This is a genomic window from Curtobacterium sp. MCLR17_032 (assembly GCF_003234795.2).
In the GTDB taxonomy this organism is placed as follows: domain Bacteria; phylum Actinomycetota; class Actinomycetes; order Actinomycetales; family Microbacteriaceae; genus Curtobacterium.
Genome location: NZ_CP126268.1, coordinates 2,319,497 through 2,336,944, shown reverse-complemented (window position 1 = coordinate 2,336,944; position 17,448 = coordinate 2,319,497). Strand labels below are relative to the sequence as shown.

Genomic DNA, 17,448 nt, shown 5'->3' with positions numbered 1-17,448 from the left:
CGGATACGCTCGACCCATGTTCCTCGGCATCACGAACACCCCGCGCGACTACGCCTGGGGGTCCGTCTCCGCGATCCCCGAACTGCTCGGACGGACCGTCACCGGCGTCCCGCAGGCCGAACTCTGGCTCGGCGCCCACCCCGGCAGCCCGAGCGTCGTGGTGAACCCCGCCATGGTCGGCGGCGCGGACACCGTCCTCGACTGGATCGACGCCGAACCGCAGACCGCCCTCGGCGACGACCGGACCGGCCTGCCCTTCCTGCTCAAGGTCCTGGCCGCCGCCGCCCCGCTCTCCCTGCAGGCACACCCGACGCCCGAGCAGGCACGCGAGGGCTTCGACCGTGAAGAAGCCGCGGGCGTCCCGGTCGACGACCCGGCCCGCAACTACAAGGACCCGTTCCCGAAGCCCGAGCTCGTCGTGGCACTGAGCGACCGGTTCGAGGCCCTCAGCGGCTTCCGCCCCGTGGCCGACGCGCTCGCCGAGGTCGAGACGCTCGACGCCGGGTCCGGTCGACTCGGACCGCTCGTCGTGCACCTGCAGCAGGGGCTCGAGGACACCGTGCGCTGGCTCGAGGAGACCGACGACTCCGCCCGCGCCGTGATCGGTGCGGTCGGACACCTGACCGCAGCGGCCGTGGACGCCGCCACCACGGCCGACACCACCGTCTCGCCGAACACCGCGACCGCCGCCGACCTCGCCCGGGCCTACCCGGACGACCCCGGCGTCGTCGTCTCGCTCCTCATGCACCGCGTGACGCTGACCCGCGGCGAGGCGATGTACCTGCCCGCCGGCAACATCCACGCGTACCTCGACGGACTGGGCATCGAGCTGATGGCCCCGTCCGACAACGTGCTCCGCGGCGGCCTCACCCCGAAGCACGTGGACGTCCCCGAACTGCTGCGTGTCCTCGACTTCACGGCGTACCCGGCACCGCTGCTCGAACCGGAGCACCTCAGCCCGGTCGTCGACCGCTTCGCTCCCGAGGGCGTCGGGTTCGCCCTGGTGCGCGTCACGAGCGACGGTCGCCCGGTCGGACTCACGACCGGCGGGACCGCGCCGCTGTCGGGTCCGTCGATCGCGATCTGCACCGAGGGGGTCGTCACGCTCGTCGGGGCGCACTCCGCGACGCTGCTCCGCCAGGGGGAGTCCTGCTACATCACGCCGGACGAGGGCGACGTGTCGGTCGAGGCGGACGCCGGCAGCGGCCGCACCGCGACGGTCTTCATCGCGACCGGCGCGTAGGGGAGCGCACCGGACGCCCGGGGCGGCCGGCCGGTCCGCTAGCGTGGCGGCATGAGTTGGTTGGTCACCGGCGGTGCCGGGTACATCGGGTCCCACGTCGTCCGAGCGCTGGTCGCGGCGGGTCTCGACACGGTCGCGTTGGACGACCTCTCGAGCGGCTTCCGCGCGTTCGTGCCGGAGAGCGTGCCCTTCGTCGAGGGCACGATCCTGGACGGCGAGCTCCTCGCCCGCACGCTCCGTGAGCACGAGGTCACGGGTGTCGTCCACGTCGCGGGCTTCAAGTACGCGGGTGTCTCGGTCGAACGGCCGCTGCACACCTACGAGCAGAACGTGACCGGCATGGCGACCCTGCTCCGTGCCGCCGCCGACGCCGGTGTCGACAAGGTCGTGTTCTCCTCGAGCGCCGCGGTCTACGGCACGCCGGACGTCGACGTGGTGGTCGAGGAGACCCCGAAGGCCCCGGAGTCCCCGTACGGCGAGTCGAAGCTCATCGGTGAGTGGCTGCTCCGGGACATGGAGGTCGCGGCGGGCTTCACGACGACGTCGCTCCGCTACTTCAACGTCGTCGGGTCGGGGGAGCCGGACCTGTACGACGCCAGCCCGCACAACCTCTTCCCGCTCGTCTTCGACGCCCTGCTGGCGGGTCGGACGCCGCGGATCAACGGCGACGACTACGCCACGCCGGACGGCACGTGCGTCCGCGACTACGTGCACGTCGCCGACCTGGCGCACTCGCACGCGGTCGCCGCCCGCAAGCTCGAGGCGGGGGAGCCGCTGCAGCGCGCGTACAACCTCGGCAGCGGTGACGGCGTGAGCGTCCGCCAGATCATGGACGCGATGGCCCGGGGGACCGGCATCGACTTCCGGCCCGAGGTCGCCCCGCGTCGCGCCGGGGACCCGGCCCGCATCGTCGCGACCGGCGAGGCGGCCGGTCGGGACCTCGAGTGGGCGATGCGGCACACGCTCGACGACATGGTGACGAGCGCCTGGGAGGCCCGGCAGCGCGCCGCGTAGACAGCGTCGGACCGCCACGCCCCGCCTCCACCCCGGACGCGGGGCGTCGCTGTCCCCCGAAAGGCCCGCAGACACGCCGCGACACGCCCGAATGGGGGACATGCCACGGCAGAAGCCGGAGCGGCTTCTATGATCCGCGACTTGACTCCGGGGAATCACACCGATGTAATTACACCGACGACACCGTCGTCAGGGACCCGAACCGAGACGTCAAGGGGTGATCAGGGTGAGCGCATCCGACTTCGAAGCCGGAGTGCCGGACGACTGGCACGTCGATCCCGTCGCCCTCGGCGTCCCGGGGGTCCGACGGTCGACCGAGGCCGACGAGGAGAACCCGCTCTCGTGGCAGGTCGACTCGCTCTGCGCCCAGACCGACCCCGAGGCGTTCTTCCCCGAGAAGGGCGGCTCCACCCGCGAGGCGAAGAAGATCTGCACCTCGTGCGAGGTCCGCTCCCAGTGCCTCGAGTACGCACTCGAGAACGACGAGCGGTTCGGCATCTGGGGCGGCCTCTCCGAACGCGAGCGTCGCAAGCTCCGGAAGCGCGCCTGAGGCTCCCACAGGTTCACGCCGCGCCGCCGTCGGCGGCCGGCACCGTGCCTCCCGGCCCGTAGAGTCGCTCCCGTCATGCAGCCCAGTGCCTCCACGCCCCGCGTCACCGCGATCCTCGTCGCAGCCAACGGGTCGGACCATCTCGACCGCACCCTGAACGCCCTGGCGGCGCAGACCCGCCCGCCGGAGGGGCTCGTGGTGGTCGACGTCGGCTCGACCGACGGATCCACCTCGGAACTGTCCTTCGGCGGCAGCGCCCAGCTCTCCCGCATCGCGGCCGGTCGCCCCTTCGGCGAGGCCGTCCGCCACGGCGAACAGGTCGCACCGCGCGCCGAGGCCGGAGACGGCGTCGACGAGTGGCTGTGGCTCCTGGGCCACGACAACAGCCCCACGCCCGGCACGCTCGCCGCCCTCCTCGGCGCCGTCGAGATCGCCCCCTCCGTCGCGATCGCCGGCCCGAAGCTCGTCAACGTCGACGACCCCGCCCGCATCGCCGCCTTCGGCGAGAGCATGACCCGGATGGGCCGCTCGATCACCCTCGTCCAGGACGAACTCGACCAGGGCCAGCACGACCGGCACACCGACGTGCTCGGCGTCTCCGCCGGCGGCATGCTCGTCCGCCGTTCGGTGTGGAACAGCCTGGGCGGGTTCGACCCGGCCCTGCCGGACGTCGACGCCGCGCTCGACTTCTCGGTGCGCGCACGCCTGGCCGGCCACCGTGTCGCCGTCGTCCCGGAGGCCCGCGCGACCAGCGCCGGGCCGATCGAGGAGTTCGGCCGCGCCAAGGTCTCCGAGCGTCGCCGCGTGCGGATGCACCGCCAGGCGCAGCTGCACCGCCGCCTGACCTACTCGTCCGCCGGGGTCCTCTGGATCCACTGGCTGACCCTCGTGCCGTTCGCCCTCGGCCGCGCGATCGGCCACCTCGTCGCGAAGCACCCGGCCGCCGTCGGTGGCGAACTCGCCGCGGCGTTCGCGGTCGCGTTCGGCGGTGGCGTCGGTCGTGCCCGGAAGGCCCTCGCGGCGAACCGGAAGCTCGGCTGGGCCGCGGTCGAACCGCTCCGGATCAGCTGGCGGCGGGTGCACGAGCACCGCACGACCTCCCGCGACGTCGAGCTCGCGCGGGTCGAGGACGCACCGATCGCCCGGGCCTCGTTCCTGGCCGACGGCGGCATCTGGGTCGTCCTCGCGGCGGCCGTGCTCAGCGTCGTCACGCTCTTCCCGCTGCTCGGGTCGCCCGCGCTCACCGGCGGCGGACTGCTGCCGCTGAGCACCGACGTCGGCGACCTCTGGCGGAACGTCGGGTTCGGCTGGCACTCCCTCGGGACCGGGTTCACCGGCCCGTCGGACCCCTTCGCCGCGGTCGTCGCGGTGCTCGGTTCGATCACGTTCTGGTCGCCGTCCACCTCGGTCGTCGTGGTCATGCTGCTGTCCTTCCCGCTCGCCGCCCTCGGTGCCTGGGCCGCGGTGCGCAAGGTGACGACGCGCACCTGGGTGCCGGTCATCGGCGCCGTCCTCTACACGGTCGCTCCCGCGCTCGTCGGTGCAGTCACCACCGGTCACCTCGGCGCCGTGATCGCCCACGTGCTGCTGCCCTGGCTGTTCCTGACCCTCGTCGAGGCGCACCGCTCCTGGGCGTCGGCCTCGGGCGCCGCCCTGCTCTTCGCCGTCATCGCCGCCTCGACACCGTCGCTCCTGCCGGTGCTGCTCATCGGCTGGCTCGTCGCCCTCGCCGTCGGCTGGCGGCACGCCCACCGACGCGTCTTCGTGCCGGTGCCGGCCGCGGTGCTCTTCGTCCCGCTCGTGCTCGCGCAGATCGCCCGGGGCAACCCGCTCGCGGTCTTCGCCGACCCGGGCGTCCCCTCCGCCACTCCTGCGCCGAGCGCCCTGCAGCTCGCGATCGGGCAGCCGCTGCCGGACTGGAACGGCTGGCTGTCCGCGGTCGCGCCGCTCGGTCTCGGTGACGCGGTGCTGCCGATCGTGATGGCGGTGCTGGCCCTGCCGGTCGCCGCCAGCGCCGTCGGAGCCGTCCTCGGTCACCGCTGGTCGCTCGCCGGCACCGCGCTGGTCGCCGCACTCCTCGGCTACGCCACCGCGTTCGGCGCCACGCACCTGGCCGTCACCGGCGTCGGGTCCACCACCACGATCGTCTGGCCGGGCAGCGCGCTGTCGGTGTTCGCCCTCGCGATCGTCGTCGCCGCCTGCATCGGTGTCGACACCGTCCCCCGGGCCGCACCGGTGGTCGGACTCGTCGCGACGGTGTTCGCCGCCGTCGCGGTCGCCCCGGCCTTCGCCGCCTTCTACCTCGACCGTGCGGCCATCCAGCCGACCTCGGGCCGGGTGCTCAGCGCCTACGTCAACGCCGAGGCGCAGGCCAACCCCGACGTCGGCACGCTCGTCGTCCAGCCGCAGACCGACGGCTCGCTCGCGGTCGCCCTCGAGCGCGGTCAGGGCTCGACGCTCGACGACCAGTCCACCCTCGACGCCACCGCGCTCTCGCTGAGCCGGTCGGGCAGCCGCCTGGCGACCCTGGCCGGCAACCTCGCGAGCCGCAGCGGCTACGACCCCGAACCGGCCCTCCGTGACCTCGGCGTCAGCTTCGTCCTGCTCGACGACGCCCCCGCCGACCCGGAGGCCCGCGCCGTGCACGACCGTGCCGCCGGCGCGATCGGCCAGGACGCGCGCTTCACGAGCATCGGCGAGACCACCAACGGGTCGCTGTTCCACTACGAGGGCGACGTCGACCGGACCAGCACGGGCTCGGCCGCCGCGAAGGCCACCCACGTGCTCTACCTCGTGGTGATCGGCGTGGTGTTCGGCGCCGCCGCACTGCTCGCCGTGCCGACCGCGCCGCGCCGCCGCCGTGCGACGTCGAACGTCCTCGAGGCCGACGAACCCGCCACCACCTTCGACGAGGAGCGCGACGAATGAGCACGAGCACCGCGCGCCGCTGGGCCCTCCGCGGCACCGCCACCGCCGTCGCCGTGATCGTCGCGGCCGGCACGATCGCCGCCGCACACACGATCGGCACCACCGAGGACCCGGGACACCCCGCCGGTCGGACCGTCATCCCGGTGCCGGCCGCCGCGGAGCGCGTCTGCGCCGGCAGCGCCCTGCGTCTGTCCGACGACGCCGGAAACGACGCCACCCGCGCGAGCACCATCGGGTCGCCCCAGATCGCCACCGCCACCACCGGCGACCGGGTCGACCGCAGTGAGCTCGGCAGCGCGAGCACCGGCAGCAGCGCACCGACCCTCCTCACCGCACCGGCGGGGAAGACCGCGCCGCAGGTGGCGGGCAGCAGCTACCAGAGCGTGTCCGACGGCGACGTCGTCGGCGTGGGCGCAGCCTCCTGTGACGACCCGTCGCAGTCGACCTGGTTGGTCGGCGGCTCGACCGAGACCGGCCGCACCAGCCTCGTCACGCTCAGCAACCCGACCGACGTCAACGCGACCGTCGACCTGACCATCGCGGACGCCACCGGCACCGTCAGCGCCCCGGGCACCACCGGCATCGTGGTCGCCCCGAACTCGCAGAAGGTCGTGCCGCTCTCCGGTTTCGTCACCGACCAGGGCTCGACCGTCGTGCACGTCACCTCGTCCGGTGGCCAGATCGTCGCCCACATGCAGGAGACCGTCGTCCGGACGCTCACCCCCGGCGGGTTCGACATCGTCTCCGGCGGGGCGGCGCCGTCGCGCAGCCAGGTCATCCCCGCGGTCGTCCTCGACGACGCCGAGGGGGCGCAGCGCGGTGAGGACACCGCCGACGCGGGCCCGGTCCTCCGCCTCTACGTGCCGGGCACCGAGGTCGCACGCGTCACCCTCGGCATCACGACGGCGGACGGCGGCGGCACCACGGTCGACGCCACCGCCGAGCCGGGCGTCGTCACCGACGTGCCGCTCGACGACTTCCCGGACGGGCGCTACTCGTTCACGATCGACTCGTCGGTGCCGATCGTCGCGGGCGCCCGCACCACGACCCCCACCGACGACGACCGGACCGACCTGGGCTGGTTCGCCTCGGCCGAGCCGCTCTCGGGCACCACGGTCACCGCGGTCGCCGCCGGCTCCGGGGCGCGGCTGAACCTCGTCAACCCGACCCGGCAGGACGCGACCGTCACCGTGCGCTCGGGCGACGACTCGCAGGAGGTGCAGGTCACCTCCGGTTCGACCGCCACGGTGAAGGTGCCGACCGCACAGCAGGTCACGATCAGCGGCGCGGACGGGCTGGTCGCCGGGGTCACGTACCAGGGGGACGACGGCATCGCCGGGTTCCCGGTGCGGCCGGAGACCGAGGTCTCGAGTCCGGTGCGCATCTACCCCTAGGGCTCGGCCCGGTCCGGTCCGTCACCAGTGGCGGTAGCGGTCCGGTGCCAGGTCCCACGGGTCCTTGTCGAGCAGCTCCGCCACGGCGCGGAACACCGCGGTCTCGACGACGATCCGCCGGTCCACGTCGTCCTTCTCGGGGCTGTGGGTGACCCGCTCGACCGGGATCCGGAAGACGGTCACCCGACGGTCGTCGCGCTCGATGCGCCACCGGGGCAGTTCGTCCGGCAGGCCGGTGTCCGTCGGCATGTCCGCGACCTGGAACACCACGCCCGCCAGTTCTCCCGGCCAGAGTCCGACCAGGTAGTGGGCGGTGTCGCCGACGATGCGGTCGAAGGTCTCGGCACGGGTGATCACCGGCGCGAGCTCGGGTCCGGTCACGCTCGACCGGTGGCCGCGGCCGTGGCGGGAGCGTCCGCGTGCACGGTCGACCGGGGTGACGATCCTGGGCTTGCGGCGCATCCGGCCATCGTACGCGGCCGCACCCCGGGCAGGGTCCCCGGGACACGGCCGGTAGGGTCGTCTCCGGTATGGACGTACGGATCTGCAGCAAGGTCGCCTGTGGCGCGGGCGCCTCGGCGACCCTGACGTACGACTACGCCGACTCGATGGTCGTCGTCGGGCCGCTCTCCGGTCGCGTCGAACCGCACGGGTACGACCTCTGTGCCCGGCACGCCGCGACGCTGCGGGTCCCGCAGGGCTGGCGGGTGATCCGCCGCGACCCGCCGCCGCGGACGCCGGAGCGTCACCCCTCCTGACGGGAGGCCCGTCCAGCGCTCTCCTGCACCCGCGGCCGTTCCCGTGGTGCTGTCCACGGACGTCACGAGACCCCACCGTCGTCGGCAGCGCGTGGAAGACTGACGATCATGCCGACCGACACCCGCGCCGCCGTCCCGTTCCGCGTCGCCGACCTCTCGCTCGCCGAGGCCGGACGCCACCAGATCCGTCTCGCCGAGAACGAGATGCCCGGCCTGATGGCCCTCCGCGACGAGTTCGGCACCGCGCAGCCGCTCGCCGGGGCGCGCATCGCCGGCTCGCTGCACATGACCGTCCAGACCGCGGTCCTCATCGAGACGCTGGTCGCCCTCGGGGCGCAGGTCCGCTGGGCCAGCTGCAACATCTTCTCCACGCAGGACGAAGCCGCGGCCGCTGTCGCCGTCGGGCCGACCGGCACCCCGGACGCCCCCGCCGGCGTCCCGGTGTTCGCCTGGAAGGGCGAGACCCTCGACGAGTACTGGTGGTGCACGAACCAGGTCTTCGACTGGAGCGCCGAGGCCGCCGCGTCCGGCGCCGACTGGACCGGCCCGAACCTGATCCTCGACGACGGCGGTGACGCCACGATGCTCGTGCACACCGGTGTGGACGCCGAAGCGGCCGGTCGCGTGCCGGACGCCGAGCCGGACGCCAGCGCCGAGTGGAAGATCGTGCTGGCCACGGTCGCGTCCTCGCTCGAGCAGTCCGCCGACCGCTGGACCCGGATCGCCGCCGACATCGAAGGCGTGACCGAGGAGACCACCACGGGCGTGCACCGCCTGTACGAACTGGCGCGCACCGGCGAGCTGAAGTTCCCGGCGATCAACGTCAACGACTCGGTCACCAAGTCGAAGTTCGACAACAAGTACGGCATCCGACACTCGCTGCCGGACGGCCTGAACCGGGCCACCGACGTCCTCATCGGCGGCAAGGTCGCCTTCGTCGTCGGCTACGGCGACGTCGGCAAGGGGGCGGCCGAGGCCCTCCGCGGCCAGGGTGCCCGCGTCATCGTCAGCGAGGTCGACCCGATCTGCGCGCTCCAGGCAGCGATGGACGGCTACCAGGTCGCCCGGCTGCAGGACGTCGCCGACCAGGTGGACATCGTCGTGACGTGCACCGGCAACCTCGGCGTCGTCGGGGTGGACGACATGCTCGCCCTGAAGCACCTGGCGATCGTGGCGAACGTCGGGCACTTCGACAACGAGATCGACATGACCGGCCTCGAGTCGATGGCCGGTGCCGAGAAGGTCGAGATCAAGCCGCAGGTGCACGAGTGGCGCCTGCCGAACGGCCGCTCGATCCTGGTGCTCAGCGAAGGCCGCCTGATGAACCTCGGCAACGCGACCGGGCACCCGTCCTTCGTGATGAGCAACTCCTTCACGAACCAGGTGCTGGCGCAGATCGAGCTGCACACCCGGCTCGACCAGTACCCGATCGGCGTGTACGTGCTGCCGAAGCACCTGGACGAGAAGGTCGCGCGGCTGCACCTCGACGCCCTCGGGGTCCGGCTCACCGAACTCCGGCCGGAGCAGGCCGCGTACATCGGTGTCCCGGTCGACGGCCCGTACAAGTCGGAGCAGTACCGCTACTGAACCCGGACCGGTGCGCAGCGTCGTTCGAGCGTCCGGGCGTCCGGGCGTCAGCGCGGGAAGCCCGGCGGACGCGCGCTCGCCGCGACGCTCGCCCGCTCGAGGGTGCGCGCCCGCCCGGTGAACGCCCGCAGGTCACGGGCACGGCGCAGGGCGACCACCCCGGCGAGGAACTCCTCGGCCGGCACCGTCGGCACCGGCTGGGCGTAGTCGGCGACCTCCGCCGCCAGGGCCCGGGCCACCTCGGCGCGCAGGCCGGGCTGAACCGACCCCGCACCCCGGAAGAACGCGGCGATCCGGTTCTCCAGCCGCTGCGGCAGCCGGCGGACGTCCGCGACGCCGGCCCACCCGACGAGCGACGGCGGCAGCGTCACGACCGGGTCGACCGACCGACGCAGGCGCTCGTGCTGCACGACGGTGCCGGCCAGCAGGTCGCCGAGACGCCGAGGGCGGGACCCGAACAGGGCGACGAGCAGCGCCAGCGACCCCACGGTGAGCCAGAGTTCGAGGAGCCCGACGAGCGCCCGGGTGAACGCGTGCCGGAACGACACCGCGCCGCCGTCGACCCGCACCACCCGGGTGCCGAGGGCGTACCGGCCGACGCTCCGGCCACGCGTCACGGTCTCGACGGCCGCCGGTACGAGCACGAAGACGACGACCATCACGACGATCTGGGTCGCGGCGGCCCAGCCGGAGTCGATGTCGGCCGGCATGACGCGCGACAGCCCGAGCAGCAGCATCACGAGGAGCGCGACGAGGCACAGCGCGTCGAGCAGGGCCGCCGCGCCCCGCAACACGATGCTCGCGGGGACGACGTCGAGCGCGACCGCCTCACCGACGACGAGTGCGTCGTCGGTGTCGTCGAGGGCGCGGACGAAGCGGCGGTCCGCGAGGTCCCGGGGCGTGGCGCGCTTCGGCATGGGATCATTCTGTCGGAAGACGACCACGAGCGGTCGGGGACCCGGAGCGCGGCTCCGACCAGCACGAGGGGGAGCGCATGGACCTGGACGCCTACGCGGAGACACATCGTGCGCGGTGGGACGAACTCGACCGGCTGGCACGGCGTCGTCCGACCTCCGGTGACGACGTCGACCGGATGCTCGCGGACTACCAGTCGGCCGCGACGGACCTCGCCCGCATCCGGCAGGTGTCCCCACGCTCGGCGACCGGGGACCGGCTGTCGCTGACCCTGCACCGTGCGCGGCTCCGCTTCACGGGCACGCCGGTCGACCCGGTGACCGCCGTCGTCGGCTTCTTCGCCCTGCAGCTGCCGGCTGCGCTGTACCGGATCCGCTGGGTGACGATCTGGGTCGCCGTCGCGACCGCCCTGATCGCCGCCGTGACGGCCGTCTGGATCAGCTCGACGCCCGGTGCCGTCGCGACGTTCGGCTCGGACTCGGCGCTCCGCCGGTACGCCACGCAGGACTTCGTGGACTACTACTCCGACCACGGGCTCGGCGCCTTCACCGCGCAGGTGTGGACGAACAACGCGTACATCGCCGCGAGCATGGTGGCGTTCGGCATCACCGGGCTCTTCGTGCCGTACTCGATCGTGCAGAACGCGGTGAGCCTCGGCGTGTCGGCGTCGATCATGCACTCGCAGGGGCGGCTCGGGGACTTCTTCCTCTACATCGCTCCGCACGGACAGCTCGAGCTGTACTCGATCTTCCTGGCGGGTGGGGCCGGCCTGATGATCGCGTGGTCGTGGATCGCCCCGGGACACCGGACCCGCGCGCAGGCCCTCGCCGAGGACGGCCGCGCGCTCATCACGGTCGCGATCGGCCTCGTGCTCACCCTGCTGCTCTCCGGGATCGTCGAGGGGACGGTGACCCGGCAGGACTGGCCGTGGCCGGTCAAGATCGGCATCGGCACGGTGGCGCTCGCGCTGGTCCTGACCTACCAGTGGGTGGTCGGCGGGCGCGCGCACCGTGCCGGGGAGCGCGGCGACGTCGACGAGTTCGACCGGGGAGCCACCGAGATCGTCGCCGGCTGACAGTGCCGACCAGCGCCTCCCGGCCGGCGCCTCCCGATCAGATCAGAGCCGCCCGGCCGCCTTCGCCCGCAGGTACGCGTCGGCGGTCCGCGGCGGGACCTCCTCGGGCAGACCACGGATGACCTCCGCGCCGGCGCGACGGGCGACGTCCGCGACGCCGTCGGCATCGAGCAGCGACCGTTCCGCGGCCGCCCGCCGGTACACGTCGACCGACCCGTGGGTCGCAGCGGTCCCGGTCGGGAGGCCCGCCTCGCTCCCGCCCCGCCGGTCACCCTCGCCGGTCGCCGCCATCCGCGCCACGGCCGGGTCCTCGACGGACGTCACGACGACGGCGTGCCGCCGAGCGAGCAGGGGAAGGACCGTCAGCAGGTCGCCGGAGGCGCCGACCGAGTCCAGGCTGGTCGCGAGCACCACGAGGGCGCGCTGCGTGGTCACGGCGTCGACGATCCCGGGGACCGCGGCCCAGTCGGTCGGCCGGAGTTCCGGCTCGGCCAGCGCGAGGGCCTCGCCGAACCGCTGGACCACGTCCGAGCGGGTCGCGCTGTGCACCCGGCCGCGCACGGCGTCGTCGAGCACCACGAGGTCGACCCGGTCACCGGCGGCCGCCGCGAGGGCACCGACGAGGAGCGCCGTCTCGATGGCGGTGTCCAGGCGGGGTTCGTCGTCGACCCGGCCGGCGCCCGCGCGTCCGGCGTCGACGATGACGACGACGCGGCGGTCGCGCTCGGGGCGCCAGGTGCGGACGACCAGGTCCTGACGGCGCGCCGTGGCCCGCCAGTCGATGGACCGGACGTCGTCACCGCGGACGTAGTCGCGGAGGGAGTCGAACTCGGTGCCGTGCCCACGCAGCTGTAGCGTGGTCTCGCCGTCGAGTTCGCGGAGCCGGGCAAGTCGCGACGGCAGGTGGCGCCGGGACCGGAACGGCGGCGTGACGACGAGTTCGCCGGGGGCTGGGACGACCCGCTGGCGGGCGACGAGGCCGAGTGGACCCGAGGCCCGGACCGCGATCCCGGTGGTGGTCCGTCGTCCGCGCCGGAACGGGGTGAAGCGCATCCGGGCGGTGCGGCGTTCGCCGGACGGCACCGTCAGACGGACGCGACGCGGTTCCTGGCCGGCCGACGGCTCCCACATGTCCCGGACGAGGGCGCGGAGGACGCGGCTGCCGTCGTTGGTCAGGACGAGCGTGCCCTCCGCCGCGGTGTCCCGACGCGCGAGTCGCGGCATCCGGCGGTCGACCCGGACGCGGGTGAGGTCCGCGGCGAGCAGCAGGTCGACGGCGCTCGCCAGGAGCAGCAGGCCGATCCACGCCAGCGCGCCCCACCCGCTGCCGAGCAGCACGGTGGGGACGACGGCGACCACCAGCAGCGCGACGAACCGACCCGAGACCGCCACTAGATCGGCACCCGGACCTGTTCGAGGACCTGCTGCAGCACACCGTCCGCGTCGACGCCCTCGAGCTCGGCGTCGGCGGCGATCCGCAGTCGGTGCCGCCACACGGGCAGCAGCATCGCCTGGACGTGGTCGGGGGTGATCGCGTCGTAGCCGGTCAGCCACGCCCACGCCTTCGCGGCGGCCAGCAGCGCGGTGGACCCGCGCGGGCTCACGCCGATCCGGACGGACGGGGCCTGGCGGGTGGCGCGGGCCAGGTCCACGACGTAGGCGAGCACGTCGTCCCGGGCACCGACGGCACGCACCGCGCGCTGCGCGGCCCGGACCTCGTCGACGCCGACCACGGGGACGATCCCCGCCGAGCGGACGTCGCGCGGCACGAACCCGTCGGCGTGGCGGCGGAGGACCTGCCACTCGACCTCGCGCGGCGGCAGGTCGAGCGTCAGCTTCATGAGGAACCGGTCGAGTTGTGCCTCGGGGAGCGTGTAGGTGCCCTCGAACTCGATCGGGTTCATCGTGGCGGCGACGAAGAACGGGTCGGGCAGCATCCGTGCTGCGCCGTCGACACTGACCTGCCGTTCCTCCATCGCCTCGAGCAGGGCGGACTGTGTCTTCGGCGGGGTCCGGTTCACCTCGTCGGCCAGCAGGACGTTCGTGAACACCGGTCCCTCGCGGAACGGGAAGGTACCGGTCGACGCGTCGTACACCAGCGAGCCGGTGACGTCGCCGGGCATCAGGTCGGGCGTGAACTGGATCCGCTTGGTGTCGAGCGACATCGCCGCGGCCAGGCTGCGGACCAGCAGGGTCTTCGCGACACCGGGGACGCCCTCGAGCAGCACGTGGCCCTGGGCGAGCAGCCCGACGATCATGCCGGAGACGGCGCCCTCCTGTCCGACGACGGCCTTTCCGACCTCGGTGCGGACACGGCCGAGCACCTCGCGGAGCGCATCGCCGCCCGGGGTCGGCCCGGAGGTGGGCCCGGAGGCAGTCGCGGCGGCAGGCACGGCGTCAGGCCAGGAGGCCTTGCCGGAGGGCGGGGTGGTGGGCAGGTCGGTCACGATCGTCCTCCTGGTCGTTCGGGCGTGGTCGGTGGTGTCGGTTCCGCGGGTGTCCCGGTGGGCGCCGACCGGGAGGCCCGTCCAGCGTCCCCGGAGCGGGCTCGGCGGACCGCGTGCTCGAGTTCGTCCAGGGCGGCTGCCCCGTCGACGAGCGCGCGGTCGTCGTCGGTGCTGCCGCCGACGAGCACGGCGCCGACGCGGTCGGCGGACCGCCCGGTCACGGCGGCGGTGCGTCGGACGACCTCGTCGACGTGGGCCGACCGGGGGAGCCCGAGGCTGCGTCCGATCCGCCGGACGGCCGCGAGCCGGAGGGTGTCGAGGGCGTGGGTGCGGTCGCGGACCCGGGCGTAGAGGCGGGCGCGTCCCTCGGTGGTCTCGGCGGCGCGGACGACGACGGGCAGGCGTTCGACGACCAGGGGCCCGAGCCGGCGGCCGCGCCAGAGTGCGGCGGCGACCGCGACGAGCCCGAGGACGGCGATGGCGCTCGGCACCCACGGCGGGGCGAGGTCACCGAGGGACGGGGCCGCGTCGCTGCCTGCGGCGGTGGGGACGTACCAGACCAGGCGGTCGCCGCTGCCGAGCAGGCCGAGCGCGAGGGCCGCGTTGCCCGCACGGGTGACGGTGTCGTTGCGGAGGACACCGGTGGTGCCGAGGAGGGTGACCCGACCGTCCACCGTGGTGGTCCGCAGCAACCCCCAGCGGGTGTCCGCGCCCGTGCCGGACGGCGCACAGCGTTCCACCGTCGGGTCGTCGGTGTCGTAGGTGGCACCGACGACGGTGACGGAGCCCGCGGTCCGCGCCGCCGGGATCGGGCAGGACGCGGTCGAGGCCACGCGGGTCGACGACGTGCTGCCAGCCGGACGGGCGTCAACGTCGAAGGACTCCAGGACGCCCGGGTCGTTCGTGACGAGCACCACGTCCGGAGCCGTCCGGGCGATGCGTCGGGCCACGCCACGGTCGAGCACCCCGGCGGAGTCGTCGACCAGGACCGTGTCGCCCGTGCCGACGTCGAGCGCGTCGGCGTCGTGCACCACGTCGACCCGGGTGCCCTGCTGTTCGAGGACCCGGACCACGGCCCGGGAGCCGCTGGTCGCCGTCGAGGTCGGGTCGAGCGGGACGGGTCGCAGCGGGTCACCCTGGCCCACCGCGGCGGTCAGGGCGGCGAGCAGCAACCCGACGACGACGACCGCGATCCAGCCGCCGATGCGGAGGACGCGGTCCGAGCGCGGCCTCCGGTCCTCGCCGGCGGCGGCGGGAGCGGGAACCCCGGTCGGCGCCGGTGCCGGTGCGGGTGCGGTCGGGGCGCTCATGCGGGGACCGCCGGCCGGTCCGTGGGAGTGGGGCGGGCCTCCCGGACGGCGCGCTCGGTCTCGAGGACGCGACGTGCGGCGGACTCGTCGGCTTCGGCGCCCAGGTAGCGGACGGCGTCGAACGTGTCGGAGGCACCGCGGAGCACGTCGCCGAACTGCGGGAACGGGACGGTGGCGCGGTCGGCGATCGCGCGCGCGGTGGCACCCGGCACGACGAGGACCAGGTCGCGTTCGCCGAGCCCGCGGGCGAGGGCGCGGTACCCCTCCAGGACGGCGGTCGCCCAGTCCCCGGCGCGGAACGCGGCCGAGGCGGCGGCGGACACGACCTGTGCCGAGCGGAGGTCGTCGTCGTCGAAGACGCCGCCGGGTGCCGTCGGCCGGAGGCGGGCACGGCGGCGGGGGAGGCCTCGTGTGACGACGACCAGGACGACCACGGCGACGAGCACGAGGACGGCGATGACGAGCAGGGTGCGGCCGACGCCGGGCGAACCGACACCGTCCGGGGCCAAGGAGCCGAGCCAGTCCAAGAACGACCGCGAGGCCCGGTCCCACCACGTCTCCTGCGCGCCGCGGTACTCCCGGTGGGCGAGTTCCTGCTCGAGCAGTCGGCGCGCCTCGTCGGGCCCAGGGGTGCTCATCCGCGGGTGTCCGGCGGCTGCGGGGTCCAGGGCTGTGGCGGCTGCTGTGGTTGCTCGGGCTGCTGGGGCTGCCAGCCCTGCTGCGGTTGCCACGGCTGCTGCGGGCTCCACGGCTGCTGCGGCTGCTGCGGCCAGCCCTGCTGCGGCTGCCACTGCTGCTGCTGCTGCTGGGGCTGCCACTGCTGCGGTGGCCACGGCTGCTGCGGCGACCACGGCGCGCCCGGCGTCCACGGCGGACGCGCCACCGGGGCGTGCGGGGCGAACGGGTCCGCGGGCTGCCCGGTGTCCAGGTGCGACGCGATGCGCTGGTCGAGCGCCTCGGTGCGGATGCGGCGGTCGATCGCCAGGAAGGTCACGACGGAGGCGCTCAGCACGTCCGTCACGGACTGCACCGCGATCACGAGCAGGCTGCCGATGACGAGGGCGATGACGCCGCCGACCGACGGGCTGCCGCTCGTGGACGCGGTCTGCCCGAGCGGGTCGAACACGCCGGAGAACAGGCTCAGCCCGAGGGTGAGCGGGATGCTGGCGATGCTGCCCGCGATCCCGAGCACGACCTGCACGAGGAGCAGGATGCCGAACGTGCGCCAGAACGCGCCGCGGGTGAGCCGCCACGACTGTCCGGCCGCCGAGAAGACCCCGCGTCCCTCGAGCGCGATCGTCGGCACCGTGAAGGCGAACCGGGTGACCAGGAACGCCAGGAGCACCGTGAACCCGAGGGCCATGACGACGATCGCCAACACGTACCAGCCGGCCGAACTCCGGCCCGCGGCGAGGGCGGCCACGAACGCGATCACGACCACGACGAAGACGACGGCGACCGCGATCCCGGCGACGAGCTGCAGGACGATCCAGCCGATCACGGCACCCCGGCGCCCGGCGAGCAGCGACCACAGGCCACGGAACGTGCCGCGCCGGCCGAGCACGCGCTGCCCGGTGTCGACCGCGACCGGGGCGACGAGGAACCCGCGCGCCAGGTAGGTCAGGAAGGGCAGGCCGATCGACAGCACCGCGTACAGGGTCACCGTGCCGGCGATGATGCTGTCCGTCTCCCCACGGGCACCGCCGTCGACGGCCGAGAGCACACGGCTCTGCAGGATCCGCTGGCCGGCCGTGGTGCCGAGGGTGGCCAGCAGCCCGAGGACACCGGAGAGCAGGACGGCCCAGAGGAGCAGCACGCGGGCGTTGCGGCGGAAGACCGTGAAGGCGCCGGCCAGCACGTCCGCGAGACCCAGCGGCCGGAGTGGGACCACCGGGCGGGACGCGGGCGGCAGTGGGGCCGGCCCACCGATGGGCGGGACGGGGAAGCCGGGGGTGGGCGTGCCTCCCGGCTGTCCGACCGGGCCCCAGGCCGTCGGGTGCGGCGAGGCCGTCGGGTACGGCGAGGCCGTCGGGTACTGCGGTGCCTGCGGTTGCGGCGTCAGCGGCGGCTGCCCACCGCCACCGTGCTGCGGCCCGTTCGCCCCCGGGACCTGCCATCCGTCGTCGACCATCGAACTGCCCCCTCGCCTGGTCGCTGCCGGAACAGCGCGACCGTGTCCATCCTGTCGGAAAACCTCCGATGACGGGGCCTCGGCTATCGTGAGCGG

Annotated in this window: 15 protein-coding genes; 8 read left to right on the top strand and 7 right to left on the bottom strand. The window is 74.0% G+C overall.

Annotation, left to right across the window (positions count from 1 at the left end; translation table 11 throughout):
* The first annotated feature begins 16 nt into the window (after positions 1-16).
* The 5 genes from manA (at position 17) to DEI97_RS10975 (ending at position 7,129) form a co-directional block, all read left to right on the top strand.
* Entirely contained in the window at positions 17-1,243 is a 1,227-nt protein-coding gene (manA, locus tag DEI97_RS10995) for a mannose-6-phosphate isomerase, class I (RefSeq protein WP_111074406.1), read from the top strand.
* Positions 1,244-1,294: 51 nt separating this feature from the next.
* A complete protein-coding gene (galE, locus tag DEI97_RS10990; RefSeq protein ID WP_111074225.1) occupies positions 1,295-2,257 on the top strand; it encodes a UDP-glucose 4-epimerase GalE in 963 nt (320 codons plus the stop codon).
* 217 nt (positions 2,258-2,474) lie between these two features.
* The gene (locus DEI97_RS10985) at positions 2,475-2,807 is read left to right on the top strand and encodes a WhiB family transcriptional regulator (RefSeq protein WP_374107134.1); all 333 of its coding nucleotides are present in this window, start codon (positions 2,475-2,477) and stop codon (positions 2,805-2,807) included.
* A gap of 75 nt (positions 2,808-2,882) precedes the next feature.
* Entirely contained in the window at positions 2,883-5,735 is a 2,853-nt protein-coding gene (locus DEI97_RS10980; RefSeq protein ID WP_111074223.1) for a glycosyltransferase family 2 protein, read from the top strand.
* Positions 5,732-7,129 (top strand): DUF5719 family protein, encoded by a 1,398-nt coding sequence (locus DEI97_RS10975; RefSeq protein ID WP_111074222.1) that lies wholly within the window; start codon positions 5,732-5,734, stop codon positions 7,127-7,129. The genes DEI97_RS10980 and DEI97_RS10975 overlap by 4 nt, the downstream gene beginning before the upstream one ends.
* 21 nt (positions 7,130-7,150) lie before the next feature.
* Here DEI97_RS10975 and DEI97_RS10970 read toward each other — a convergent pair whose 3' ends face one another.
* Positions 7,151-7,591, bottom strand: coding sequence for a metallopeptidase family protein (locus DEI97_RS10970; RefSeq protein WP_111074221.1), 441 nt, complete (start codon positions 7,589-7,591; stop codon positions 7,151-7,153).
* Positions 7,592-7,659: 68 nt separating this feature from the next.
* On the opposite strand from DEI97_RS10970, the gene DEI97_RS10965 reads away from it, so the two are divergent.
* Together DEI97_RS10965 and ahcY are read left to right on the top strand one after the other, a co-directional pair.
* Positions 7,660-7,887 (top strand): DUF3499 family protein, encoded by a 228-nt coding sequence (locus tag DEI97_RS10965; RefSeq protein ID WP_110904719.1) that lies wholly within the window; start codon positions 7,660-7,662, stop codon positions 7,885-7,887.
* 108 nt (positions 7,888-7,995) lie between these two features.
* Entirely contained in the window at positions 7,996-9,474 is a 1,479-nt protein-coding gene (gene ahcY, locus DEI97_RS10960; protein WP_111074220.1) for an adenosylhomocysteinase, read from the top strand.
* Positions 9,475-9,521: 47 nt separating this feature from the next.
* Here the strand turns inward: ahcY and DEI97_RS10955 are convergent, their stop codons facing one another.
* The gene (locus DEI97_RS10955; protein WP_111074219.1) at positions 9,522-10,391 is read right to left on the bottom strand and encodes an RDD family protein; all 870 of its coding nucleotides are present in this window, start codon (positions 10,389-10,391) and stop codon (positions 9,522-9,524) included.
* 77 nt (positions 10,392-10,468) lie between these two features.
* On the opposite strand from DEI97_RS10955, the gene DEI97_RS10950 reads away from it, so the two are divergent.
* The gene (locus DEI97_RS10950; protein WP_111074218.1) at positions 10,469-11,464 is read left to right on the top strand and encodes a stage II sporulation protein M; all 996 of its coding nucleotides are present in this window, start codon (positions 10,469-10,471) and stop codon (positions 11,462-11,464) included.
* 42 nt (positions 11,465-11,506) lie between these two features.
* On the opposite strand, the gene DEI97_RS10945 is transcribed toward DEI97_RS10950, so the two are convergent.
* The 5 genes from DEI97_RS10945 to DEI97_RS10925 are packed head-to-tail and all read right to left on the bottom strand — an operon-like array spanning position 11,507 to position 17,352.
* A complete protein-coding gene (locus tag DEI97_RS10945) occupies positions 11,507-12,856 on the bottom strand; it encodes a DUF58 domain-containing protein (RefSeq protein WP_111074217.1) in 1,350 nt (449 codons plus the stop codon).
* A complete protein-coding gene (locus DEI97_RS10940; RefSeq protein WP_374107136.1) occupies positions 12,856-13,857 on the bottom strand; it encodes an AAA family ATPase in 1,002 nt (333 codons plus the stop codon). The genes DEI97_RS10945 and DEI97_RS10940 overlap by 1 nt, the downstream gene beginning before the upstream one ends.
* Before the next feature lie 50 nt (positions 13,858-13,907).
* Positions 13,908-15,221: a DUF4350 domain-containing protein gene (locus tag DEI97_RS10935; protein WP_111074216.1), complete on the bottom strand. Its 1,314-nt coding sequence runs from the start codon at positions 15,219-15,221 to the stop codon at positions 13,908-13,910.
* Entirely contained in the window at positions 15,218-15,859 is a 642-nt protein-coding gene (locus DEI97_RS10930; RefSeq protein ID WP_111074215.1) for a DUF4129 domain-containing protein, read from the bottom strand. Before DEI97_RS10930 ends, DEI97_RS10935 begins: the two co-directional genes overlap by 4 nt.
* A complete protein-coding gene (locus DEI97_RS10925; protein WP_146248086.1) occupies positions 15,856-17,352 on the bottom strand; it encodes a glycerophosphoryl diester phosphodiesterase membrane domain-containing protein in 1,497 nt (498 codons plus the stop codon). Before DEI97_RS10925 ends, DEI97_RS10930 begins: the two co-directional genes overlap by 4 nt.
* Positions 17,353-17,448: the final 96 nt, after the last annotated feature.